Raw genomic sequence first — 24402 nt, forward strand, 5'->3', positions numbered from 1 at the left:
AACATTTAACGGTGGAAGCTATAGACTATCGAACGCTTTATCTCGGGCAAAATAAGTTGAAATAATTGGGTGGCAAAACTCTGCAAAATTTCTTGCGCAACTATGCACTTTTTTCTTGCAAAATACACTATCCGCCTAACAAAGAACCAAAAGCTGTTGAGGATGTATTAGAACAAGCAAAATTACAGGCTACAAATATGTAGGTTTATCATATGTTTTTGATTGAGACACTCTTATCGGGTGTCTTTTCATTAGCAATATACTTGGAAGATGGTTATTTTACGAGATGCACACTTTTTAGGTTATGCGGGTTATGACTATGAAAAATACCCACCCCTGTCTCAAGAATCAATAGAGATTCAAGGACAGAGGAAATAGTATTTATCATTGAGAATGCAATTTTTAGTGTAAAGCTGGGCACCCGATGATGCTACTGTTTAATACCTGAATTACTTCAACTTGTCATTTGCTTTATTAAGCATACGCAGTTTCGCCCGCATATATCGTTACAAGCACTATTGGCCGTAACCAATCGAAACTCCATCCAAACCGTTTGTGCAAGAAGTCGTTCCCACTCCTTTAAGCCTAACAATCCAGTCTGAAAACAGCAGTAAAGACCTTGCCTAATGATTGCTACGTTGATTTTCTGCATCGGCTCAACTCACCTGACCTCTTTTTAGCGTGACTTAAGGGCATTCCCACGGTTATTCCTTTCAGTAGTTTTCCATATTGACTCTACTAAAACGACAGCGTTTTGACAGAGGGTGTGGCTCTGATCCTAAGGGATTAACTTTATGTAGCTAATAAAACCTTTTGACAAATAGAATGCAAGTTTTAACTATTTTTGTAGCCTTGAAATTGAATTAGATAATGAGACAATTTTCTATAATCATTCTAGAAAAACTCCTCGAAAATCTCTGTTTAAGTACTAATGCAGGACCGAAGTAATTTAATAAGATTAATGTAATATTTTGTCTTTTTTTGTCGGAAATAGTACATTTCCACTAAAGATTGGTATATTTGACATAGATCATTTTACTTTTTTATACATATTTGCTAAGTATACGAATAAAAAAGAAAGGAAAGGATATAATAATGGTTTTTAAAAGTCAAGCTGACATGCCAGAAAGTTGTCCTCCATCAAATGCTGCTCCCAATGATGTAGAGCCTGTATATAGATTTATAGAAAATGATACAATTGGCGAAATAGATTTTTTAAATCATAAGGAACGGGAAAAGAAATATCCTTCTGATAAAACATGTGAAGCACTTGCAATCTCTTTTTTTACTTCTACAAGAGCAGCTAAAAGTGCTGGGAAGAGGTATAAAAATTTAAAAGGGAAAAGCTTTGTAGAGGGAAAAATCACATCTGATTGTGGTATACATAATATAGAGAACGGGCATTTAAATCTTTGGTTATATAGAAATGTAAATATGCTTAAAGTATTCTTAGGAGAGGAAGATCGAGGTGAAACCAATTAAATATATTGATTTAGAACGGTTGGAAGTTATACATACATTTGATTATTATGATTTCCCTCTCTTCTTCATCTCAAAATCCCCTTCTAATGAATTGTTTCTAAATTATTATGTAGAAGAATTAGAAGAAAAAGTTGATAAATGGCTTTTTAGTAGGATAACGAGCAAAGAACTAAAAAATTTAATTGAGCATAGGCTTTCAGTCTTAACATTGTTAAATCGTTTATTAAGTAAAAAACGCTTATACCATATTTTTGTTAATTCAAATTATATCAGCATAAATGATGAGGTTGGGCTAGAATTAGTAGAAGCACATAATTTTGATGATGAAAGCTTTCCAGAAGAAGATTTCTTTGTAGAGTATGATTATGTTACAAAACAAAATTTAGTTCCGGTAGAACAAGATTTAGTCGATAGTTCACGATTTAAAATGGTGCTAAGAGACGAAAGGAACAGCCATGATATTAGCTTAGATTTATTTTTAGATGTCTTAAGTAATCTAAAGGAATCAATCAACGATATTGCTTATGATATTGGAAGTAAGTTATTGGGGCAGGGACCGACTCATGCAATTAACTTGAGAGTGGATTCTCTTCAGCCATCTTCATTTGGTATTTGGCTGTTAACAGAGCCAATGGAGCCAGACTTGTTTGAAGTTCCTGAAAAATCTTTAAACAATCTTTTTGAATTAATAGATGATATTCAACATAAAAATCCAATTGAAATAGAAGAGCAAATTGATATTGATGAAGAATATTCAATCGAAACAATAAAGAGTGTAAAAAACATGCTTAAAGACATTGTAGATAATGATTTTTCATTGACTTTAGAGGCAAATACTAAAGCTAAGACTGTGCCGAGAGAAGTTAAGTTTGATAAAGCATCTTACGGTAAACTAGAAATATTAAATAAAATTCTAAAAGATAAGAGTCAGAAACATTCTGAAGAGGTTGAGGTTGAAGGCGTATTAACATCAATTAACACTTCTTATAACAAATTTAGAATTTCGACTACTTCGATTGGAGAAATAAGTGGGAGAATGTCTACAGAAATGTTTAGAGAACTGAAAAAAAATAATAATCTACAGTTCAAGGTACCAAGTTCAATAAGAGCAATTATTAAGAAAGAAATTGTTAATGACTATTTAGAAGAAGAGTTTTATGAAAAATACACTCTTATGCAATTCGAACAGCCTGAATAAAAGACGGCGCATTTCTAATTTCACTATTTTTTATGACTAGATTACTTTAAATATTTTTTATCAAAAATAAGAATCTCCTAAGCATTCGAATGAAAAACTCCTAATTAGTACATCTAAATGGGAGTTTTTTGATTTAGGTCATTTGTTATGTAGCCTTTTTTACATGTTACAAAAATCACCAACATCTCATGTGTTGCCACATACACTCTGGACATGTGGAAGCGGTAACCAAGTTGGTAATGAAATAATTCAGCAAAGAATATGATTGCAAAGCCGACCCTGAATTCATTATCGAATTTGGGGTCTTTCTTATTTTATCAGGGGTTTGGTAATATAAGTCTATCAACTTGTGGGTTGCAAGGATTGGTTAATTATTTTATTTATTGAATTTGGTGGTTTCATTAAATATCCAATATCAAGTTTATTATAAAATTACATAGACAGTCATATAGTAAATGGATAAAATCTGCATAAGCTATTGATAATTTCATTGTACTTAATAAGCTAGAAAGGGCTAGCTGATTTAAAGAAATAGTGATAATACTTCAACGGCTATCATCAATATAAAGCTTATTATAGAGAGTAAAATTAAGTTACTGAAGGAGTTACCGATGCAAATAAAAACCTTACATAAGGACCTAATTATTGCAAGTGAAAATGGAGTATTGGAGGATGTAAAGCGCCTTCTGCAAGAAGGAGCAAGCATTCATTATAAGGATCAGAGTGGTAGAACGGCCTTAATGGCGGCTACACAAAAAAATAAAATTCAAGTTGTTCAATTGTTATTAGAAGCTGGAAGTGATGTTAATACAAGAGATATTACCCAGTTAACTCCGTTTATTTGCGCGGGTGCAAACGGATTTCATGAAATTTTAAGCATGATGCTTAAATACGGTGCAGATCTCAAAAGTGTAAATCGATTTGGTGGTACGGCTTTACTGCCTTCTAGTGAAAAAGGGTATTTAAAGACGGTTCAAGTTTGTTTAGATGCCGGAGTTCCAGTCAACCATGTGAATGATTTGGGTTGGTCTGCTTTATTAGAAGCAGTTATTTTAGGAAATGGTGGACGTTTGTTTTCTGAAGTTATCCAACTTCTTGTTGAAGCGGGAGCGGATGTAAACTTGCCAGATAGAGACGGTAAGTCTGCAATTCAGCATGCAGTAAAACTCAATCAAGTAAAGGTTGCTAAAATCTTAAACAAGGAATATATAGAAAGTTGTAATATCAAAAAAGCTAAATCACTCTACAAGGAAGATAGGTACGAAGAGGCTATTGCTACCATAAATCATGGCCTTGTAAGTGACTTTGAAAACGTAGATTTATATTTTTATAAAGGGTGTTTTTTACAAGAAGCAAAGAGGTATAAAGAGGCACTCACGCAATTTGAGGTGGACTTAGCAATAGATTCAAACGACGTAGACTTTTATTTCTATACTGCCCAATGCTTACGGTTGATGAAAAAACAGGAGGAAGCGCTTGCCGAATATGATAAGGCATGTGCACTTGACCCAAATGAAACCTTTTACCGATACCATAAATCAAATTATTTAAGAGAACTTGGTAGACATAAGGAGGCCGTTGCTGAGATGGACAAGCTTTTGGCTCTTCTACCGCATCGGTACGATTTCTCATTTCACAAAGCTAACAGCCTAAGGTCACTCGGAAAACATGAAGAAGCGATTGAAGCAATTGAGAATGCAATTAAATATGATCCTACTAATTCTCTGTACCATTTGCACAAAGAACATTCTCTTAAATTACTAGGAAAAAAATAGATTCAAACAAAGGGGAGTACCGAAATGGAAGAAAGAAATATTTTCAATGAAGAACTTCATAAAAAGAACACGTACATACTCTTAAATGTTCGATTAGAAAGTGGATATCAATTTGAAAATGGTGAGGTTGTTGCAACAGAAACAGAATTGCGAAATATCGAAATTGAGAATGGTGTAATAACAAAAATTCAAGGGATAAATGAGCCTTATAAAAGAGATATTGATATTTATGATGCGAAAGGCATGCTTCTTCTCCCTAGTTTTAAGGAAATGCATATCCACTTAGATAAAACTTATTATGGAGGACCATGGAGAGCGGGTGCAAACCGAAAAACAATATTTGACATGATTGCTTTAGAGGAAGAATTACTTCCAGAGTTACTTCCTACCGCTCAGGAACGAGCTGAAAAACTCATTGAGCGACTCCTTAGCTATGGCTCAACATATATTAGAAGTCACTGTAATATTGACCAAACAATCGGTTTAAAAAATCTCGAAAAACTAAAGAATGCTTTAGAGAATTATTCAGATAAGGTTTCATATGAAATCGTGGCTTTCCCACAACATGGATTGCTTCGTTCCAATGTTGAAGGGCTGTTGCGTGAAGCTATGCAGCTTGGGGTCACTCATGTTGGTGGACTTGATCCGACAATTGTTGATGGCAATATGGAAAAATCATTGGAAACTATGGTACAAATCGCAGTTGACTACAATGTGGGCATTGATATACATCTCCATGAAGGAGGGGATACGGGAATAAAAGCTATTACTAGATTGGCAGATTTTACGGAGGAGGCTGGTTTAGAGGGAAAAGTAACAATCAGTCATGCATTTTCACTTGCTTCAATAGCTGAAGTAGAAGGAATTGAGCTTGCAAATCGTTTAGCCTCATTAGGTATCTCAATTGCTTCAACTGTTCCAATAGGTAAAAACGTTATGCCAATCCCACTACTTCAAAAGCAAGGAGTAGAAGTTTTACTTGGAAATGATAGTATCATAGACCATTGGTCACCTTTTGGGATTGGGGATATCCTTCAGAAAGCACATCTTGCAGCCCAATTATATGGATGGAGCAATGAGTATAATTTATCCCGATCGTTGGCTCTCGCAACAGGAGGTATTACACCTTTAAATAAAAACGGAGTTCAAATTTGGCCGAAGATTGGTGACGAAGCAACAGCGGTCCTTGTTCAAGCGAGCTGTTCTGCTGAAACCGTTGCCCGGCTACCAAAGCGTGCTGTTGTATTACGTAAGGGTGTTTTTTCTTCAGGCTCGTTAGAAAAAAAGTAATGCCATATCTTCTGGTTATAGATGGATAAGTAACTGGCTAAGCTTCGGAACTGAACAGCTTAATTAATGAGGGATATGGAGAGAGCCAGTGTGCTAATCAAGAATGAACGCAATTCCCAATTACTACCGAATGTCAAGTAACTCAAAATGAGCATTGAGAATTACAGTTCCCAATGCTCATTTTTGTCCCTCAAATAACAACGGTAAACCGTATCATACTTGACACGTAACCTTATCGATATTGGTATGAAAAGGCAAATTGTATAGAGGAGAAATTTCGTAATTAATAATTATCTATTCACGCACCATATGAACATACATATTTCTAAAGTTTGTTAAGTGTCGATTTCTTTGATAACAAACCCTCTTGCAAAGGTATTAAAAATACGTATAAGACGATCTGTCATTTCACCGGGTGTCACATCAAAATTCTGCGCAATCCAGTCCGTAATTAACCCCGCCGTACCATATGCCATATAACGTTTTTGGGAGTAATCATCAACAGAAGACACGCCGTATTGAATATCAAATTTATTCTTCAATAAATTAAATATCGCTTCGGGCAGTTGCTGGTGAATGTGTGGCAAGGTATCTTCTAAAAGTAATAATGTAAAGTAATCACGGTGATCGTAAATATAATACAACAAATCGAAGGAGTTTGTTGTTAACTCTATTACTTTTACCTGACTATCGCTTTGGTATTTCGACATGCTGTAATACTGAATGGCTTCAAACATTTCATTCATTAACTCTTCAACAAGCTCATTTATGTTTTGGTAATACACATAATAGGTTGTTCGATTATATTGCGCATAATCAACGATGTCCTTCACGGTAACAGCACTAAATCCCTTTTTATGTACCATTTCAATAAATGCCTTTTTTAAGAAATTTTTTGTCCGCATCGCTTGGGTGGAATTGGATTTCATCATATTCCTCTCCTATTAGACAGATTTGATGAAAATGTTGGTTTCTTCAACATTATAGCAAATATTAAGGATGGTTTACAGAAAGTGAAACCTAGTAAACTATAAGTGTAGCTAGAATTATTAAAAAATAAGATTTGAACAATTTGGAGGAGATAGTATGAGAGGTTGGCTATTTTCAGGTACAAATAAACCACTAGAATTGATTGAAAAAGAAGATCCGAAAGCGATTCCAGGTCACGTTGTGATAGACGTGAAAGCTGCTGGTCTATGCCATTCAGACGTTGCAGCATTACAAGATCCAGGTTGGATGCCACTTTTCCCAAATGGTCCTGTTATTATGGGGCATGAGTTTGCTGGGGTTGTTATTGAAGTGGGTGAAGGTGTTGAAGGTATTAAAGTTGGAGATCGTGTTGGGGCTAACCCAATGAATAGAGAAACAAAAGTAACTGCTGGGTATAACTATGACGGCGGGTATGCAGAAAAAGTACGTGTTCCAGCAGATCAATTAGTAATCATTCCTGAAGGCGTTTCCTTTATAGAAGGGGCAGCTTCAACAGATGCAGGAATCACAGCGTATCGTGCTCTTTTCAGTATTGGACAAGCAAAAGAAGGTACAAAATTAGGAATCATCGGTATCGGTGGACTTGGTCAATTTGCTCTACAAATGGCACTAATTAAAGGTTGTGAAGTGTACGCTACAGATGTTTCCGAAGGAGCTCGAAAACTTGCTGGAGAACTAGGGGCTCATAAAGTATTCGATACTGTTCTAGATATGAAAGAAGCAGAATGTGACGTTATTGTTGACTTTGCTGGTTTCGGACAAACAACTTCTGACGCACTGGAAGCTGTAAGACCACAAGGAACAGTTGTCATTGTTGGTATGGGTAAATTAGAATCAAATATCAACACGTATTTAATGATTACAAAAGAAATTAAGCTTTTAGGAAGTAATGGTGGGTCAGTAGAAGACTTGAAAGGTGTATATGAGTGCTTCGCTACTGGAAAAATGAATCCAACTCTTGTCACAATCCCATTTGAAGAAATCGACAAAGGCTTAGAAAAACTCAAAAATCATGAAGTAAAAGGGCGCTTAGTAGCTGTATTTGAATAAATGTAAGTTTTCTTTATAGAGGTAGAGGTTGGGATAAACAATCCTCTAAAATGAAAAAGCCTGTGAAATTTTGTAGTAAATTTCACAGGCTTTTATATTTAGAAACGACTCAATGATTGTAGAACATTGGGACTGTATGGATTTGTGTATAGAATCTATACAGTCCTCTGTTACCTTATTAATTAATTCTTTGGATTCTTCCTTCAGACTTATATTCAAAAGGAGAAGGTAATGTTTTTACAAAATCAACGGTTGCGTCAACATCTACTGGGCCAACTTCTAAATCAGTAGAAAGAGCCCCAATACCGTATTTAAGGTTTCCGGTCATATAGTTGTTGATAACAACAGTGTATTCTTTCGTTTTATCAATCTTGCTCCCGTTTGGTAAGAAGATGTCTATAACCTTACCTGTTTTAGCTGTGTCGTCATAGGTATACGTGTATTTAAAGCCAGCGATATGGAAGTCAAGGCCTCTATCTGTAATCTGGTTGTTTAATACTGTCTCTAAATCTGCACCGCTAAGTTTTACTTTGTTTAACACATTACCAAATGGCTGAATGGCAAATAAATCACCAAATGTTACTTCACCAGCTTCTAGTGGTGAGCGAACACCGCCACCATTCATCATGGCAAAGTCTGCGTCCATTGCAACTTTCATACCATCTGCAATCAGATTTCCAAGAGCAAAATCTCCAAATTCATTAGCTACAGTTGGATAACTTTTTTCAAGGGTTGATAAAGATTGCCCAACGACTTTTGCTTTAATTGGTTCAGCCTTCTCTGTATATTTTTTCATAATCGATGCAACTTCTGGATCTGGAGTATAGTCCTTTTGATAAACAGTTTTAATCTCCGCTGATTTAGTAATGATATCTCCAGTAACGCGGTCAATCTCAACTTCTACATCCGAAAAAGCGGATCCATAAGAATAAGCTTGAACAATTAGTTTGTTATCCACTACTCGGTTTACCATTACATGGTTGTGGGCAGAAAAGATGACATCCACTTCATCATCAATTTGTTCTGCAATTCCGCTAGCGTCGAATGAACCTGCATAACCTGTTTGGGTAGCAGGGTTATGTGCAAGGACGATAATTGCTTCAATTCCTTGTCCTTTTAATTCTTCAGTATACTTGTTAATGGCTTCAACTTCGTCTGTAATCTTTAATGATTCGTTTCCTTTTCTAACAATCATAGAAGGCGTTTCTTGAGTGACAACTCCAATGACACCAATTTTTTCACCTTCAATTGTGAAGATGGTGTAAGGGTCCGTAATTAAATTTCCGTCTCTTGTATCATATGCATTTGCTGCAACAAGAGGGAAGTTCATTCCGTCATAACCAACCGATCCGTTTGGATGATCTCCACCGTTCATCATACGGTGTAATTCATCAATCCCTTCATCAAACTCGTGATTCCCGAAAGTACCTGCATCAAAACCGATATTTTCCATTACTTCAACGGTAGGCTCATCTTGGAAAAGAGCAGAAATTAATGGGCTTCCCCCAATCATATCTCCTGAATGTAAAATTAGTGTATTAAGATTTGTTGTTTCTTCTTGTTTTAATGCAGCTGCTAAGTATTCAATTTGCCCAGCTGGTAAATCTCCGACTTTTGTAACCGTATCTAACTGTCCATGTAAATCATTTACTCCTAAAAGCTGAACCTTTAATGGATCGCTATTTGAATCGCTATTAAAGCTGAAAGTAAAGATCCCAAAACCTTTTGGATCGGTTTTGCCAGTATAAGTAAATGTGCTTTCTTCCGTGATATATTGCTCTGCTTTTGGTGAAGTCGTAAAAGTAACATTTACATTTCCTGAGATTGGAGCAATAGACCAGTTTCCATCAGCAGTTGGAGTAATTTCTTTCATCTCAGAAATATAGTCCATTAACACTTGACGGTTTTCATCGGCTGAATCGACTACTATTTCACTTCCTTTTAATCCAGGGAAATTTCCTCCACCACCAGCACGGTAATTATTAGTAACGACGATGAATTCTTGCTCAGGATTTAAAGGTTCTCCATTATACGTAAGATTCACAACACGGCTTGAGTCTGGGTTTAAAAGTGTCCCATTCGGTGCGTATTTAGCAGGTTTTGTAACATCAATCTGATATTCTACGCCATCAATTACATCAAAGTTAAATACTTGAAATGCTGGATTTAGTAACGGTTGTTCAGTTGTAATTGAAGGATCAATGGTATTGTATTGTCCGGCGGACATTTCAATCCACTCTTTCACAACCGAACCTTTTACTTTAATAGCTTTTAAAGTGTTGTCATAAAGATATAAGTCACCTGCACTACGAATCGTCAAATCACCTTTTTTGATTTCTGTGTATTCATCAACACCATTGCGACCTGCTTTAAAAGGAGCTCCTGCTGATAAAATTGGAAGATCTTTTAATTCTGGCTTGTTTAGCTCAATGTAATTTTCAACATACCATTTTTGTGCATTTGTCACTACTTGAATAGATGGATCATCTTGTACAAGTGCGAAGTAGCTATAGATGTCATCTGTTGTTGTTCCAATTGGTGTATTCACATATTCTAAGGTAGCTTCGTGATCGGCTTTAACAGCATCTACAATGGCTTGGTCTGGTTGAACAGAATCCACTTGTCTTGTTGAGGATTGTGAATTAGAAATTGTCCATTTACCTTTTATTTTTTGTAAGGTAAGATCAATAATTCCTAATGTTCCGCCACCAAATCCAGCTTGTACAGCAGCTACACCGTTAATCGTTCCTTTTTCGTTATCTACTCCAGGCAGAGGTTGTCCGTCGGCACCTTTGAACAATGTATCTAAACTAGCTACATTGTTTGCTGGGAATGTTTTATGAGTATGTGAAAATGTAATGGCATCAATACCGGGTACTTTACTTAAAGCATATACTGTATCTTCAGTATTTGCTTCATTTCCACTAAAACCTGAGTGAGCTAATGCGATTATTACATCTGCTCCTTCTTCTCTCATAATAGGAATATAGTTTTTAGCAGTTTCTACGATATCTTTTGTTATGACCTTCCCATCTAAATTCGACTTATCCCACTCATTAATTTGAGGAGGAACGAATCCGATATATCCGATTTTAATGACATTTGTTTTGCCAGATTCATCTTTGACTTTTTTATTTACAATTTTATAAGGGGTATATTTATTAATATCATTTGTTGGATCATTATCATGATCATCTACATATACATTTGCATTTACAAAAGAGAAGTTTGCATCATCATATACTTCGTCTAGATACTCCAGGCCATAGTTGAACTCATGGTTTCCAAGTGTCGCCATATCATAGCCCATTAAGTTCATGGCTTTGATAGCTGGATGTATTTCTCCATCCTCTAAAGGGTCTATTTTTGCTTTGTATGTACTAAGAGGATTCCCTTGAATAAGGTCACCATTATCCACGAGTACAGAGTTTTTTACTTCTTCTCGAGCTTCTTTTACAAGAGTTGCAGTTTTAGCCAATCCTAGTTTAGGGGCCGAACTATTTTTGTAATAATCAAAGCTCAGTAGATTTGTATGAATATCAGTCGTCTCCATGACGCGAAGTTCAACTTGTGATTGAATCTTGTCTTTGGAGGGGTTTGCAGCCATTGCATTGCTAGAAAAGAAAGGAGCTGCTAACAAGGTGATTGCAAGTGTACTGGACAATATTTTCTTGCTACTGTTTCTCATTTCTAATTTCATAATGTACTCATCCATCCTTCTATATTTTTGAGTTTAATAGACCCAAAGATTAATATAGCAAAATAAATTTTAATATAGTGTTAATTTTCTTAACATTAGGTAAAAGGTAATGGTGATTTTAGCATTTTCTCTTTTAAATGATTAATTGTGCTTATTTTTCGATTTGCTAAATGTATTTATTTTGAGAATAAATACACAGGTATTTAGTAGCGTGTTTATGCTAATTAGCCTCAATTTTTAGAGGGAGTTGAATAATTGTAAATAAAAGTTTACATTTAATCGACCTCTAATAAGAGGAAGATTAAAAGGATATGTAAATTTTATTTAGAGTATATTGGGAGGAATTGTGGAAGTACCTTAACCATCTTAGTATCATTGGGCTATACGTATTTTAGTTGAATATCGATATAAATTTATGTTCCCTCAGACTAAGCTTTTACAAAGAAATTAGAGTTCTGCGTATAGAATTATAGTTTTTCACAAATATAGGATTGCAGATAGAATTTATAAGCATAGGAAATATATGGGTATGATAATATGGGGGTAGGAGTAAGTAGTTAATGAAAATCTATCTAAGAATCCTGCAATTAGAACAAAAATAGAAGCCTTCAGGCAACAAGCAAACCCAAAGGGGAGGTACGTACATGGATGTAACATATATTGTTGAACGAATTAATGCTCTTTTTAATGTGACAAATAAGGAAATCTATTCGAGAGAATCGGGGATTACATACCAAGCAGATAAAAAAGTTAAAAAAATAGGCTATTGTGTGAACCTAATGCTTGAAACGATAGAGGAAGCAAGAATTCATGGTGTTGATATGATGGTGACACACCACGATGCATGGGATGAAATATATGGATTAAGAGAGGCATGCATAGAAAAACTAACAGAGTATGGTATAAGTCACTACTATAATCACTTGCCACTCGATGACTGTAACTTTGGAACAAATGATAGTTTATTAAAGAAATTGAATTTAGAAATTGTTAAGCGGACCCACGAATGGGAAGGTTTATTTTTTGGTAGAGTTGCAGAGTATGATGGAGAAATTGAATTAAATGAATTTGTGGAAGCTATTGAAAGTCTACTTGAGGAACCAGTTAAATATTGGCGGTTTAATGATAAAAAGGTGAAGCGAGTAGGCTTAGTCTGTGGAAACGGGGCACCAACAGCTTGCCTTAAGGAAGCAGTTGAAAATAAGTGTGATGTGTACATTACTGGTGAATGTAATTTGTATACGATTCAATATGCGCAATTTAAAGGGATAAATCTTATCGTTGGGAGTCATACTTTTACAGAATTCTTTGGAATTGAAAGTTTAGCATTGAAATTGAATGAGAGTATAGAGGATCTTGAAGTAGTTAGACTTAAAGAAGAGCATTATGAAGCGAATATAAAATAAGTAATAAATAATAGGGAAACACGTCAAAAAGGTCGTATGGCGGATGCCAAGGGGTGTATTTGGAGAAGGTTGTTTTTTGGAACTTGGTTTACTTCATTCGAAGACAAAACCCTATGGCAAAAACGCCGAAATGTCTCTGAGGCGCACCCTCAAAGACAAAACCCTAAAGCGAAAGCACTGAAATGTCTCTGAGGCGCACCCTCGAAGACAAAACCCTAAAGCGAAAACGCCGAAATGTCCCTGAGTCGCACCCTCAAAGACAAAACACTAAAGCGAAAGCACCGAAATGTCTCTGAGGCTCACTCTCAAAGACAAAGCGCTCAGGCTAAATCACCAAAAGGACACTGCGATTGATCCAATCCTCTCATTATGGAAAAACTTGACATGAACCTTGTAAAAAGAGCCTTACAAAATGAAGGGAATGCAAATGACAACAACGAAAATGTATATCAAAGAATGGCAGCATGCCCTGCAGCTAGAGATTAATCATTTAAAAAAGTTTGGCGGAAGCCGCTATTCTGTAACAAATGGAAGACTGTTATCAAACGACAGCCCCTATAAAAACTATTTTGATACTGCATTCCCTTTAAGGATACCGGTTGGCTCCTCTATAAAATTAGACTGGGGTGCGATGAAAAGCAGTGGGAAGGTGCTTTCCTCTGAAGGAAAGGGAATTATTCTTGCATTGGAACATAATTTTGGCGACCTCATCCCGGATGCCTATCTTCTCCATGACCCTTGGGAATTACTTGAACAGTTAATAGAACGCTTGGATGAAATCAAAAAAAACAAACAAAAGCGGATACGAGTGAAGAGATTAATGAATCCTTCCATGGAAACGAAACATCCGAAGGAGAAGATTAAGAGTAGTGTCCATGAATTGATTTTGAGATCAAAATACAATCCTGCCACATTCGTCTGGGGGCCACCAGGTACTGGAAAGACGTACACCTTAGCCAGAACTGCAGCCAATAAATATTTTCAAAAGAAAAAGGTATTGATTTTATCGCATAGTAATCAAGCGGTCGATGTATTGATGAGTGAAATGACAGATTTTATTAAAAGGAAAAAAAGATTCAGAGAAGGGGATGTGCTTCGGTACGGTGGAAATATAGGGGAAACGCTATCTGCCCATCACGAAATTACCACAAATCAGCTTATTGAAAAGCAGGACCCACTCCTTGCCAAGGATAGAGAGCGACTGGTTGAAGAAAGGTACCACTTAAAGCAAGACCTGGCCACTTCATTCAGTAAAAGAGATTCGGACCATCTACTAGAACTAGAAACGAAGTTTTCTAAGATACTGGAGAAAATCAGAAGGAAAGAGGTTCAATTAGTTAAAGATGCCTTCATTGTCGGTGCGACACTTGCAAAGGCAGCTAGTGACAGTGCTATTTATGAATCGAATTACGATATCGTTATCCTCGATGAAGCTAGTATGGCCTATGTACCCCAAGCTGCTTTTGCCGCATCCATGGGAAAGCGAGTTATTATTTGTGGTGATTTCATGCAATTGCCTCCGATTGCGGCAAGCCGGAATCCACTCGTGGCCGAATGGCTGAAAGAAGATGTCTTCCATAAGGCTGGTGTAGTGGAAGGGTTACATAATGGGAAGCTTCACCCTCAGCTTTTTTTATTAAAAGAACAGCGCAGGATGCACCCTGATATTTCAGCGTTTACCAATCGGTATATCTATCATTCTCTAGTTGAAGATCCCGAAAGTGTTTATAAAAGCAGAAATCATATCACTTGCCTTCCCCCTTTTAAAGGGCAAGCTTCTGTGCTTTTAGATACAAGCTTCACTGGAATGAATGGTGTGAGCGATAGAACAACTAATTCAAGATTCAATCTATGGCAACTATTACTTTCTTTTCAATGTATCCATGAAGCCTATATAAGCGGCGCTACATCAATCGGGTATGTGACACCATACCGTGCTCAAGCTAATCTGATGGAACTGCTTCTTGAAGAGGTCTATGTGAAGGAACGTAGCGGAGCAGATATTATCGCAGCCACTGTACACCGATTCCAGGGGAGTGAACGTGATGTGATGATATTTGATACGGTTGACAGTGCCCCACAAAATCAGCCAGGTATGTTAGTCACGGGCAAGGACAGCAAGCGTTTGATTAATGTTGCCATTACAAGAACGAAAGGAAAATTCATTCAGGTCAGTGACAGAAACTTTATCGAAGGGCATGTTTTTAAAGGAAAAACGTTAAGACAACTTGTCGACCATCAGGCTCGGAACAATCAAACGGTCACAATGAATGAGATTGGTTCTTGGGTTCGAAACCAACACCCAAAGTTAAGGTGGATTCATGCACGAAAGGTAGACGTTATTTTTCAAGATTTGAGATCGGCAAATTCATCGATTACCATCTGCCTGCCAGAGGGAATTAAGCTATCAGAGGAGTGGAATCAGCAATTGGAAAACAGAGAGAAACGAATAAAGTTAACTGTTATTTCCAATCAAAAGTGGGGCAAGTGTGATGTCTGGCTAGACAAAAACTTTTCATTTCCATTTGTGATTATTGACGATAAAGTTTTGTGGCTGGGTCTTCTGTTCGAAGGCGTAAAAGGGATACAGCCCCCTTATGTGGCAGCTCGGCTTAGTTCGAGTAAATGGTGTGAATATTTGTTAAAACAGATGTAGTTTGATGTTTTAGACTGGTAAACAAAATTTTTGCCTTGGTATTTTGTGAATGGAGGAAAAGAATGTTCCTCCTTCACTATACTCACCCAAATGAACGTTCAACAGCTTCTGCAGCTTATAGCTTTCTTCGTTTTATTGGAGGAGCTATTGCTCGATTTACTGCAGGAAAGCTTGCCGAGATTTATAATCCAAGTGTTCCATTTAAAGTGGGAGCCGGATTTGTCCTACTTTCAGTCGTATTTATCTTAATAAATATCGCACATGTAAAACATGTCGATGATGTGGGCATTGGTCATTAAATCAAAGAATCTGCCGTAAATTCGGTAGATTCTTTTTAGATTGACGAAAAAAAACTAGGGCTAAAATAGATAAGTGCAATAATATAGGTAACCACTAGTAAGGTGAAAACAAACAGATTACTTTCAACAGAGCTTTCTTGAGTAATTGATGCTAAAATGTTTTAATGTTGGATCTTTCTTTTTCATTATCACGTGATGGTGGATTACGTAACTACTTTATATTTAATGGGAACTAGAACATCTTAATATACATATTAAATAAAAATTTAAGGGTGAAAAAAATGATCAAATCATTTTTAATGTTAGGACAGTCAAATATGGCAGGACGAGGGTTTATCCATGAGGTACCCCCGATTTATAATGAAAGAATACAGATGTTGCGTAATGGTAGATGGCAAATGATGACGGAGCCGATAAATTATGATCGACCTGTATCAGGAATAAGTTTGGTCGGTTCATTTGCAGATGCTTGGTGTCGTCAAAATCAAGAAGATTCGATTGGTTTAATACCTTGTGCAGAAGGTGGAAGTACACTGGATGAATGGGCGGTAGATCAAGTGCTTTTTAGACATGCAATAACTGAAGCGAAATTTGCTTTGCAGAATAGTGAATTAACAGGGATTCTATGGCATCAGGGAGAAAGTGATAGTATAAATGGTAACTACAAAGTCTATTACGAAAAATTACTTTCAATTATTGAGGCTCTTAGAAAGGAATTGAATGCTACAAATATTCCTCTCATTATCGGTGGATTGGGAGATTTTTTAGGCAAAGCGGGATTTGGAAAGAACTGTACAGAATATAACCTTATTAATCAAGAGTTGCAAAAGTTTGCTTTTGAACAGGATAATTGTTATTTTGTCACAGCCGAAGGGTTAACATCTAATCCTGATGGTATTCATATTGATGCAATTTCTCAAAGGAAATTTGGTTTACGCTATTATGAAGCCTTTTCTAATAAGCAGCATGTTTTGAATCCACTAAAGAATGAAAATGAATTGCTCGATCTTATTCCCTCAAGAAATCATTCAAAATCGGAAATGATATATATGAAGATTTTGGATTTGTCGTTAGGAAATATATCATATGAAGAATTTGAATCGCAACTCTTGCAAATTAATAAAGGGTAAGTTTTATATTCTACATAAGATAGAAATAAAGTAATTAAACAAGGAGAAAGCAATGAACAATTATAAATTAACCATTCAGTATGATGGTGGCCGTTACAAGGGGTGGCAGCGACTTGGTAATGGCGACAATACGATTCAAGGGAAGATTGAAAATGTATTAACAGAGCTGGCAGGAGAAAAGATTGAAATCATTGGATCAGGAAGAACGGATGCAGGTGTTCATGCTCTTGCTCAGATTGCTAATTTTAAGATGCGTAAAAATGCAACCGAAGCTGAAGTTATGCATTACTTAAACAGATATCTTCCCAATGACATTAGCGTTGTGGATGTTACGTTCGTTCACGATCGTTTTCATGCACGCTATAATGCTAAAGATAAAACCTATTTGTATAAGATTTGGAACGAGCAATATACACATCCCTTCATGCGAAAGTACAGTATGCATGTGGAGGAAAAGCTTGATATTGAAAAAATGAGAAAAGCATCTCACTATTTTCTAGGTCAGCACGACTTTACTTCTTATTCCAACGCAAAGTCGAAGAAAAAGTCCATGGTGCGTGAAATATACTCACTTGAGATAAATAAAAATGCGGGCTTTATCGAAATTAAAGTGCGAGGTAATGGCTTCCTTTACAATATGGTGAGAAAAATTGTAGGAACGTTAATTGAAGTTGGATTAGGTGAAAAAGATGCTGCTACAATACCAAGTATTCTTGAATCTAAAGAGAGAATTCAAACAGGTCGTATGGCGGATGCTGAGGGGTTGTATTTGGAGAAGGTTGGGTTTTAACCATCTCCTTCTTTTTTTTTACGGAGTTATAATCACCGTCGCCCATGTGCTGCTACATCTACTAGTGTGACCCACAGTACACTTTTTTGTTCTAAAAATTTTCACTATTGCAAAATATATGGTATATTATAAAAATATTTATCTAACAAAACATGATTCGTATGAATGCCAAAAAGTAAAAAACGTATAACAGGTTAATTAAACCTCTTGAGAACACGGCGAGGCTACCCTACCTGGGGTTTAGTGAGCGAAACAATCAGGCAAAGTGTATCTGGACTTTTCAGAAAAGGTGGAATAGTGGAATCAATTGTTAGAAGACGATAGTTTTTACTACTTAGGAAGGATTCAAGCAAATTCTGACATAAAAAGAGAAGGGCTGATTACATATGAAAAAAACTATAAGAGATAGTAGTATTATTGGGCTTGCGCTTTTTGCTACATTTTTTGGGGCAGGGAATTTAATTTTTCCACCATTTTTAGGGCTACAGTCGGGTGCAGATTGGTTTAGCGGGAGCATCGGATTCATTATTTCAGGGGTTATTTTCCCTATACTAGCGATTTATATTATCGCTTATGCAGGTGGTACCGTAGATCAATTGACTAAAAAAGTACATCCTAAATTTTCACAATGGATACTCCTAGGCATCATGTTATTTTCAAGCTTTATCGCAATACCGAGAACGGGGGCTGTTACCCATGAATTAGGTTTTCAGGCAGTTTTCCCATCGATTCCAGCAGCACCTATTGTTATCATTTTCTTCGCGTTAACTTTTTATTTTGTAAATGACAGGAACAATGTTATCGATAAAGTGGGCGCTTTTTTAACACCTGCATTAGTTGTCATTTTAATTGCTATCATCATAAGTGGAGTCATAACGCCAGTTGGACAACCAGTGGATACAGATATTTCAAGCAGTTTTGTTAATGCCTTTCTTGGTGGATATCAAACAGGAGATTTATTAGTAAGTTTTATGGTTGCAAGTGTGTTTATTTCACATATTGTTGGCAAAGGATACCGGTCTGAAAAGGAAAGAAATAAAATGACCGCATTTGCTGGGCTCATCGCCTTTATCTTTTTAGCTATCATCTATTCGGGGCTTTTATATTTAGGGGCTTCAGTTAGTGGGGTGTATCCTCAAAACATAGACAGGGCCGAACTATTATTAGGGATTGTAGAATCGATATTAGGTAATGGCGGGCTCTACGGATTAGGGATCGTGGTGGCATTAGCATGTCTGACTACTGCGATTGGCTTGACTACAGCTGTTGCCCAATTTTTTGATAGTTTAACAAATGGAAAGCTAAGTTATAAAACAACAGCGGCCATCGTTTGCGTCCTTGGCATTGCCATTGCATTATTAGGTGTAGATCGAATCGTGTTTATAGCAACACCACTTTATGAGGCAATCTATCCGATTTGTATCGTGGTCATATTGGTTGGGATTTTCCATAAGCACTTACCAAACGCTGCTTCATTTAAAGGTGCCGTGTTATTAACAGTGATTATTAGCGTAGCTGAGGCTATGACGGCAGCTATAAATATACCATTTGTATCTCGTTTAATTGGGATGATTCCATTGAGCAGTAATGGGTTCGCATGGCTAATTCCAGCAATAATAGGATTCATCGGTGGAGCAATAATTGGAAGATTTATAGAGAAGGATAAAGCTACAGGGCAGTCGATTGCTAGTTAAATTACATCCTGGCATTTTCAAAATACATACACGTCCCTCTTCCCAAAGGAATAGGTGACGTGTATTTTAGGTTTTATCAAAATCATTTGCATAAATTATTTGTGTACACAAGCAAGTGATAAGGTATTTTCCTTGTATCCATATCCTTGTGACCACACATGTGGAGTGTGTATTATTATTGTTAAAAATGCCTGGAAACAGTGTTTAACAGGATATCCTACACTGTTTGCCAGGCATCTTTTTTGTGGAACCTTCTGAAAAACAAAAAAATCGGGGAGTGCAGGGCACTCTTACAATCCGATGTTCCATAGGTATTCCCATAAACATACATTGCCAAAACCCTGACAATGCAATAGGATATACTTATTTGTGGAATGATTTTTTAGGAGTTGACACCATGAAATGGATTTTTCAGAAGAAATGGTCAGTTATTGGGATTGCAATTTTTTGTTCGCTTTTATGGGGGAGTGCATTTCCTGTACTAAAGGTGAGTTATGAAGAACTGCAAATGTCCCCTGATGATGTAATCGCTAAGGTTGTATTCGCGGGAATACGCTTTTTGCTTGCGGGCTTGCTCGTCTTAGGATTTTTATTATTCATAAAACCGAAAAGAATATTGGTTTCGAAAAGGAGTTTTCTCATTCTCCTATTGCTAGGTGTGATTCAAACAGCCCTCCAATACTTTTTCTTCTATAACGGATTAGCAAAAGTGTCAGGTATGCAGGGGGCCATTTTATCGACTGTTGGCACTTTTTTCACTGTTATACTAGCTCACTACTATTATAAAAATGATCGATTAACCTGGAAGAAATCAATTGGGCTACTTGCTGGTTTCTCTGGAATTGTGGTAGCTAACTGGGGACAAGAGCTTAAAATGAGTTTTCAGTGGGATGGAGAAGGATATATGATTCTAGCAGGACTCACTGGTGCGATTGCAACCATTATGGCCAAGGAACTGGCAAATGGCATTGATCCATTTGCCATTACGGGATGGCAGTTGAGTCTTGGTGGACTTGTTATGCTTATTATAGGTCTACCGATGATGCAGACAGGATCAATCACGTTTACACCATTTGGATGGGGTCTATTAATCTACTCTGCTGTACTCTCGGCTGTTGCGTTTGGCTTGTGGTATTCGTTGTTAAAATATAATCATGCAGGTGAAATTACAATATATAAGTTCATTGTACCGGTTTCCGGAACGATACTGTCCGCCATTTTTATCCCAGGTGAAAAATTGAATCTGTATATTCTAGTGGCTATTGGCATGGTTGCGATTGGCATTATTGTTTTGAATTATCGTGGAAAAGGGAATAAAGCTAATAAGGCTGCCGAAAGAATTGCTTCATGACCAAAAGTTGATTATGGGGAATTAAAGGGTCGATCTGAGGTAGTTTCGAGTTAAATGACTACTATCTGAAAAAAAGGGAGCTCAAATAATGGATAATAACGATATATTAATTCGGTTGAGATATGCATTGGAAATAAAAAATAAAGAAATGGTAGAGATTTTTAAACTTGGTAATGTGGAAGTAACCGTACCAGAGGTAATAAAAATCCTTACAAAGACATACGATGATGATGACTTTGAGAATGAAGACCAAATAAAATGTACTCACAGTATGTTAGACTCATTTTTAAATGGGCTTATTATTTACAAAAGGGGGAAACAAGAGCCGAAATTAGGACAGCCTAATCCACCAGAACCACCTCTAAAGACAAGTGGAAACGTGAATAATCTCCTTTTAAAGAAAGTCAAAATCGCACTGGCTTTAACGACTGAGGATATGCTTGATATTTTTGATCATGCCGGGTTAAGGGTAACAAAAGGAGAACTAGGTGCTTTATTACGAAAAGAAGGACATAAGAATTATAAAGAATGCGGAGATAATTTCGCCAGAAACTTCTTAAAAGGGCTAGCTATCAAATACAGGGGATAATGCTAAAACTATTGCCATGTTGAATAAGCCTAAAAAAACTCATCAACACCCTTAGCATACATTCTATACACGTGGAATAATCTCGCAACTGATTTTAAAAAGAGGCAACTAACCCTTATGGGACGTTGCCTTTACATTTTATTGAAGCGTGTGAACAAAATTTAGTGAATTTAGACGTTAATTCATTAAGAAAAGTACCCTATAAGTCAAATTCTGTTAACGATCTTTATCGGAAATTCTCTTTATTTCGCTTATAATGATAAAAGGGGTGATAGGATGGGACGTGAAAGTAAATTTACAAAAAGTGATTTGTATCAGGCAACCAATCAACTATTATTGCAATATGGCTATAATGGATTTCATTTTGGCTTGCTGGCTGAACAACTGAATGTAACAAGGGCAGCTATATATAAGTACTTTGATAATAAAGATGAACTGATTACGGAATATATGGTCGATGAAATGGAACGATTCTTGCTGGACCTTCAAAAAATTAAGGAGTATCCTCTCTTCAAGGATCAATTGGATTATTTACTTGGGGTTATTTTTAAATATAGTAGAATCCATCAAATCCTTTCGATGATCTTTCAAATTCAAAGGTCCAATCACGCAAAAGTGGATGAGGCTCTTGAACGGTTAGAGACCCAACATGAAAAAATGTACTCCTATTTAAATGATTTTGTCCAATTGGGAAAAAGAGACAAATTTTTAAAATCTGAATTTCCCAATCACCTTATTTTAGGGTTTATTTTTCAAACGGTTAATATCCCTAATCATTCTCAGTTACCCGAACAAGATTGGAAGAATCTAGTTATGGAATTTCTATGTAGTGGAATGTTTAATAATAAATAATTGACACTTGTGTTACTTTTAATTAAACTGAACAAGTAGCACATTTGTCCTTCTGTTATCAAAAGTTACACTTCTGTAACTTTTGACTTCAGCGCACATTTAGAAAATCTAGTAAATTAAACAAAGAGGTGAAAATATGTTTCTTGCATTAAGAGAATTAAAACATGCAAAATTACGTTTTTTTATGATTGGTATGATTCTAGTATTAATCTCTTGGCTTGTTTTTATTTTATCGGGACTAGGAAACGGCCTTTCTTTACTAAGTGCATCAGCATTCAAAAATATGGATGCGAATTATGTTGTCTTTGAAGAGGGTGCCCGTCATTCTATGCTAAGGTCGGTCATATCAGAAGATTTATCCGAAGAACTCAAAAATCAGGAACATGTAAATGATGTAGCTCCAATGGGTTCTCGTACAGCAGTGGTTCTTAAAGAAAATGCAACTTCTGATGATGAAAAAATCGATGTCTCCCTTCTTGGAATCAATCCTGGAACATTCTTAGAACCTGAAGTTATTGAGGGGAATCCACTTACAAAAGGAAAAGACAAAGAAGTCATTGTCAACAATGTTTTGCAGAATAAAGGCATTAAACTAGGTGATACCCTTGAAATCGAAGGTTCAACTGAAGTTATCAAAGTTGTTGGCTTTGTTAAAGATCAATCTTTTAACCATTTACCAGCTATTTTTATGACGATGGACTTATGGCGTACGATTCATTTTGCTGCACCAGGTTCAGATATGGGGATAAAGAACCCGGTTAATGCGATTATGCTTCAAGGGGAAAATATTATTCAAGAAGACATAGATCAATCAGTGGATGGAATTGAAACAACAACGAAACAAGAAGCAATTAATGGACTGCCTGGTTACACAGCTGAAAATGGGACAATCATGATGATGCTTACTTTTCTCTTGGCAATCTCTGCTGTTGTCATAACCGTTTTCTTCTATGTCATCACGTTGCAGAAATCGAATCAGTTCGGAATTATGAAAGCGATCGGTGCGAGTAATTCATTTCTTGGACGAGCTGTCATTTCCCAAGTATTCATTTTGGCTGTTATAAGTATTGGTTTAGGTGTTTTACTCACATATGGAACGGCAGCGATTTTACCAGAAGCCATGCCTTTTGCGCTTGATCCGATGCTCGTCTTCACCTATGCGTTTGTACTATTAGTCGTGTCTGTATTGAGTACTCTTCTTTCTGTTCGAAAAATAACAAAGATAGATCCACTTCAAGCGATTGGGAGGGTTGAGTAATGAATGGAATTCAGTTTGAAAATGTATCCAAGTATTATAAAGAAGGAGACAGTACGTTTGTAGCTTTAAACAGTGTCTCCATCTCGGTTAACCCTGGTGAATTCGTAGCAGTAATTGGTCCATCAGGATCAGGGAAAAGTACATTCCTTTCAATTGCAGGTGCCCTTCTACAACCTTCTGAAGGAAACGTCACCATTAACGGGTTTCGTTTATCCGATTTGAAGCCGACGGAACTTTCGAAATTACGGTTGGAGCAAATTGGTTTTATTTTGCAAACCTCTAATCTTGTTCCATATTTGACGGTTCTTGACCAACTTTTAGTTGTAAAGAAAATGAAAGGCTCTGTTACAAATAAAGATAAGCTTTTTGCTAAAGAGCTGCTAGAGGAAGTAGGATTAGGAGATAAACTGAAAAAGTTTCCTGATCAACTGTCAGGGGGAGAACGGCAACGTACAGCGATTGCACGTGCTTTCATGAATGATCCAAATATCATACTTGCTGACGAACCTACCGCAAGTCTTGATACACAGCGTGCCTTTGAAATTGTCGAACTTATTTCAAAGGGTGTGAAATCAAGAAACAAAGCCGCAATCATGGTCACCCATGATGAACGTTTATTAAAATATTGCGATAAGGTTTACCAAATGATGGATGGAAATTTGCAGTTACTTGAAGAACCTGTTGCACTTCGTTAAATAAAAAGGTCAGTCCTCACTTTTTTAAAAAGTAGGGACTGACCTTTATTCGTTTAGTTGATTTTGGAATTTTGAAGGTGGAAATTGTATGTTGTTTACAAAGCAAATGGAAGGGCCGCAAATGCAAATGATCGTGAATTATTTTACAGATAGCTCCTACGTTATAGAACACTAATCTTTTAGGTGAATATCCTGGT

The 24402-nt window shown here is 36.5% G+C and carries 18 protein-coding genes and 1 pseudogene; 16 read left to right on the top strand and 3 right to left on the bottom strand.

The genetic code is table 11. The features are described 5' to 3' along the window. Positions 1 to 454 precede the first annotated feature (454 nt). The gene (locus DZB84_RS12215) at positions 455 to 652 is read right to left on the bottom strand and encodes a hypothetical protein (protein WP_116352551.1); all 198 of its coding nucleotides are present in this window, start codon (positions 650 to 652) and stop codon (positions 455 to 457) included. A gap of 443 nt (positions 653 to 1095) precedes the next feature. Between DZB84_RS12215 and DZB84_RS12220 the strand changes: the two genes are divergently transcribed. From DZB84_RS12220 to DZB84_RS12235, 4 genes are all read left to right on the top strand, one after another. Continuing rightward, entirely contained in the window at positions 1096 to 1482 is a 387-nt protein-coding gene (locus DZB84_RS12220) for a hypothetical protein (protein WP_116352552.1), read from the top strand. Further along, a complete protein-coding gene (locus tag DZB84_RS12225) occupies positions 1469 to 2680 on the top strand; it encodes a DUF6575 domain-containing protein (protein WP_116352553.1) in 1212 nt (403 codons plus the stop codon). Before DZB84_RS12220 ends, DZB84_RS12225 begins: the two co-directional genes overlap by 14 nt. A gap of 611 nt (positions 2681 to 3291) precedes the next feature. Next, positions 3292 to 4455, top strand: coding sequence for an ankyrin repeat domain-containing protein (locus DZB84_RS12230; RefSeq protein WP_116352554.1), 1164 nt, complete (start codon positions 3292 to 3294; stop codon positions 4453 to 4455). Positions 4456 to 4479: 24 nt separating this feature from the next. Next, a complete protein-coding gene (locus DZB84_RS12235; protein ID WP_116352555.1) occupies positions 4480 to 5745 on the top strand; it encodes an amidohydrolase in 1266 nt (421 codons plus the stop codon). Between the two features lie 335 nt (positions 5746 to 6080). On the opposite strand, the gene DZB84_RS12240 is transcribed toward DZB84_RS12235, so the two are convergent. Then, positions 6081 to 6677 (bottom strand): TetR/AcrR family transcriptional regulator, encoded by a 597-nt coding sequence (locus DZB84_RS12240; protein WP_116352556.1) that lies wholly within the window; start codon positions 6675 to 6677, stop codon positions 6081 to 6083. 154 nt (positions 6678 to 6831) lie between these two features. On the opposite strand from DZB84_RS12240, the gene DZB84_RS12245 reads away from it, so the two are divergent. After that, positions 6832 to 7785, top strand: a complete 954-nt coding sequence (locus tag DZB84_RS12245) for a zinc-binding dehydrogenase (protein ID WP_116352557.1) — start codon at positions 6832 to 6834, stop codon at positions 7783 to 7785. 178 nt (positions 7786 to 7963) lie between these two features. On the opposite strand, the gene DZB84_RS12250 is transcribed toward DZB84_RS12245, so the two are convergent. Then, complete coding sequence (locus tag DZB84_RS12250) at positions 7964 to 11485, bottom strand: bifunctional 2',3'-cyclic-nucleotide 2'-phosphodiesterase/3'-nucleotidase (RefSeq protein WP_116352558.1); 3522 nt, start codon at positions 11483 to 11485, stop codon at positions 7964 to 7966. 644 nt (positions 11486 to 12129) lie between these two features. Here DZB84_RS12250 and DZB84_RS12255 point away from each other — a divergent pair. From DZB84_RS12255 to DZB84_RS12305, 11 genes and pseudogenes are all read left to right on the top strand, one after another. Continuing rightward, positions 12130 to 12891: a Nif3-like dinuclear metal center hexameric protein gene (locus DZB84_RS12255; RefSeq protein ID WP_116352559.1), complete on the top strand. Its 762-nt coding sequence runs from the start codon at positions 12130 to 12132 to the stop codon at positions 12889 to 12891. A gap of 427 nt (positions 12892 to 13318) precedes the next feature. Then, positions 13319 to 15547, top strand: coding sequence for an AAA domain-containing protein (locus tag DZB84_RS12260; protein WP_116352807.1), 2229 nt, complete (start codon positions 13319 to 13321; stop codon positions 15545 to 15547). Between the two features lie 86 nt (positions 15548 to 15633). Further along, positions 15634 to 15846: pseudogene (locus tag DZB84_RS12265) on the top strand (MFS transporter); the annotation flags it as partial. 281 nt (positions 15847 to 16127) lie between these two features. Further along, a complete protein-coding gene (locus tag DZB84_RS12270; RefSeq protein WP_116352560.1) occupies positions 16128 to 16976 on the top strand; it encodes a sialate O-acetylesterase in 849 nt (282 codons plus the stop codon). Between the two features lie 52 nt (positions 16977 to 17028). Beyond that, on the top strand, positions 17029 to 17766 hold the full coding sequence (truA, locus tag DZB84_RS12275) for a tRNA pseudouridine(38-40) synthase TruA (RefSeq protein ID WP_116352561.1): 738 nt from the start codon (positions 17029 to 17031) through the stop codon (positions 17764 to 17766). Positions 17767 to 18152: 386 nt separating this feature from the next. Then, positions 18153 to 19460: a branched-chain amino acid transport system II carrier protein gene (gene brnQ / locus DZB84_RS12280; protein WP_116352562.1), complete on the top strand. Its 1308-nt coding sequence runs from the start codon at positions 18153 to 18155 to the stop codon at positions 19458 to 19460. 397 nt (positions 19461 to 19857) lie between these two features. Continuing rightward, positions 19858 to 20811 (top strand): DMT family transporter, encoded by a 954-nt coding sequence (locus tag DZB84_RS12285; protein WP_116352563.1) that lies wholly within the window; start codon positions 19858 to 19860, stop codon positions 20809 to 20811. Between the two features lie 88 nt (positions 20812 to 20899). Beyond that, a complete protein-coding gene (locus tag DZB84_RS12290) occupies positions 20900 to 21400 on the top strand; it encodes a YehS family protein (RefSeq protein ID WP_116352564.1) in 501 nt (166 codons plus the stop codon). A 276-nt stretch (positions 21401 to 21676) separates the two neighbouring features. After that, the gene (locus DZB84_RS12295) at positions 21677 to 22252 is read left to right on the top strand and encodes a TetR/AcrR family transcriptional regulator (RefSeq protein ID WP_116352565.1); all 576 of its coding nucleotides are present in this window, start codon (positions 21677 to 21679) and stop codon (positions 22250 to 22252) included. Between the two features lie 136 nt (positions 22253 to 22388). Continuing rightward, positions 22389 to 23510: an ABC transporter permease gene (locus DZB84_RS12300; protein WP_116352566.1), complete on the top strand. Its 1122-nt coding sequence runs from the start codon at positions 22389 to 22391 to the stop codon at positions 23508 to 23510. Then, a complete protein-coding gene (locus tag DZB84_RS12305) occupies positions 23510 to 24205 on the top strand; it encodes an ABC transporter ATP-binding protein (protein WP_116352567.1) in 696 nt (231 codons plus the stop codon). Before DZB84_RS12300 ends, DZB84_RS12305 begins: the two co-directional genes overlap by 1 nt. Positions 24206 to 24402: the final 197 nt, after the last annotated feature.

This window comes from Bacillus sp. HNG (assembly GCF_003400205.1).
GTDB lineage: Bacteria > Bacillota > Bacilli > Bacillales > Bacillaceae_L > Ferdinandcohnia.

Excerpts from the sequence above, each read along its gene's own strand:
- DZB84_RS12215 (WP_116352551.1), bottom strand. The coding sequence starts at position 652 with ATGCAGAAAATCAACGTAGCAATCATTAGGCAAGGTCTTTACTGCTGT.
- DZB84_RS12220 (WP_116352552.1), top strand. The coding sequence starts at position 1,096 with ATGGTTTTTAAAAGTCAAGCTGACATGCCAGAAAGTTGTCCTCCATCA.
- DZB84_RS12230 (WP_116352554.1), top strand. The coding sequence starts at position 3,292 with ATGCAAATAAAAACCTTACATAAGGACCTAATTATTGCAAGTGAAAAT.
- DZB84_RS12235 (WP_116352555.1), top strand. The coding sequence starts at position 4,480 with ATGGAAGAAAGAAATATTTTCAATGAAGAACTTCATAAAAAGAACACG.
- DZB84_RS12240 (WP_116352556.1), bottom strand. The coding sequence starts at position 6,677 with ATGATGAAATCCAATTCCACCCAAGCGATGCGGACAAAAAATTTCTTA.
- DZB84_RS12245 (WP_116352557.1), top strand. The coding sequence starts at position 6,832 with ATGAGAGGTTGGCTATTTTCAGGTACAAATAAACCACTAGAATTGATT.
- DZB84_RS12250 (WP_116352558.1), bottom strand. The coding sequence starts at position 11,485 with ATGAAATTAGAAATGAGAAACAGTAGCAAGAAAATATTGTCCAGTACA.
- DZB84_RS12255 (WP_116352559.1), top strand. The coding sequence starts at position 12,130 with ATGGATGTAACATATATTGTTGAACGAATTAATGCTCTTTTTAATGTG.
- DZB84_RS12260 (WP_116352807.1), top strand. The coding sequence starts at position 13,319 with ATGACAACAACGAAAATGTATATCAAAGAATGGCAGCATGCCCTGCAG.
- DZB84_RS12270 (WP_116352560.1), top strand. The coding sequence starts at position 16,128 with ATGATCAAATCATTTTTAATGTTAGGACAGTCAAATATGGCAGGACGA.
- truA (WP_116352561.1), top strand. The coding sequence starts at position 17,029 with ATGAACAATTATAAATTAACCATTCAGTATGATGGTGGCCGTTACAAG.
- brnQ (WP_116352562.1), top strand. The coding sequence starts at position 18,153 with ATGAAAAAAACTATAAGAGATAGTAGTATTATTGGGCTTGCGCTTTTT.
- DZB84_RS12285 (WP_116352563.1), top strand. The coding sequence starts at position 19,858 with ATGAAATGGATTTTTCAGAAGAAATGGTCAGTTATTGGGATTGCAATT.
- DZB84_RS12290 (WP_116352564.1), top strand. The coding sequence starts at position 20,900 with ATGGATAATAACGATATATTAATTCGGTTGAGATATGCATTGGAAATA.
- DZB84_RS12295 (WP_116352565.1), top strand. The coding sequence starts at position 21,677 with ATGGGACGTGAAAGTAAATTTACAAAAAGTGATTTGTATCAGGCAACC.
- DZB84_RS12300 (WP_116352566.1), top strand. The coding sequence starts at position 22,389 with ATGTTTCTTGCATTAAGAGAATTAAAACATGCAAAATTACGTTTTTTT.
- DZB84_RS12305 (WP_116352567.1), top strand. The coding sequence starts at position 23,510 with ATGAATGGAATTCAGTTTGAAAATGTATCCAAGTATTATAAAGAAGGA.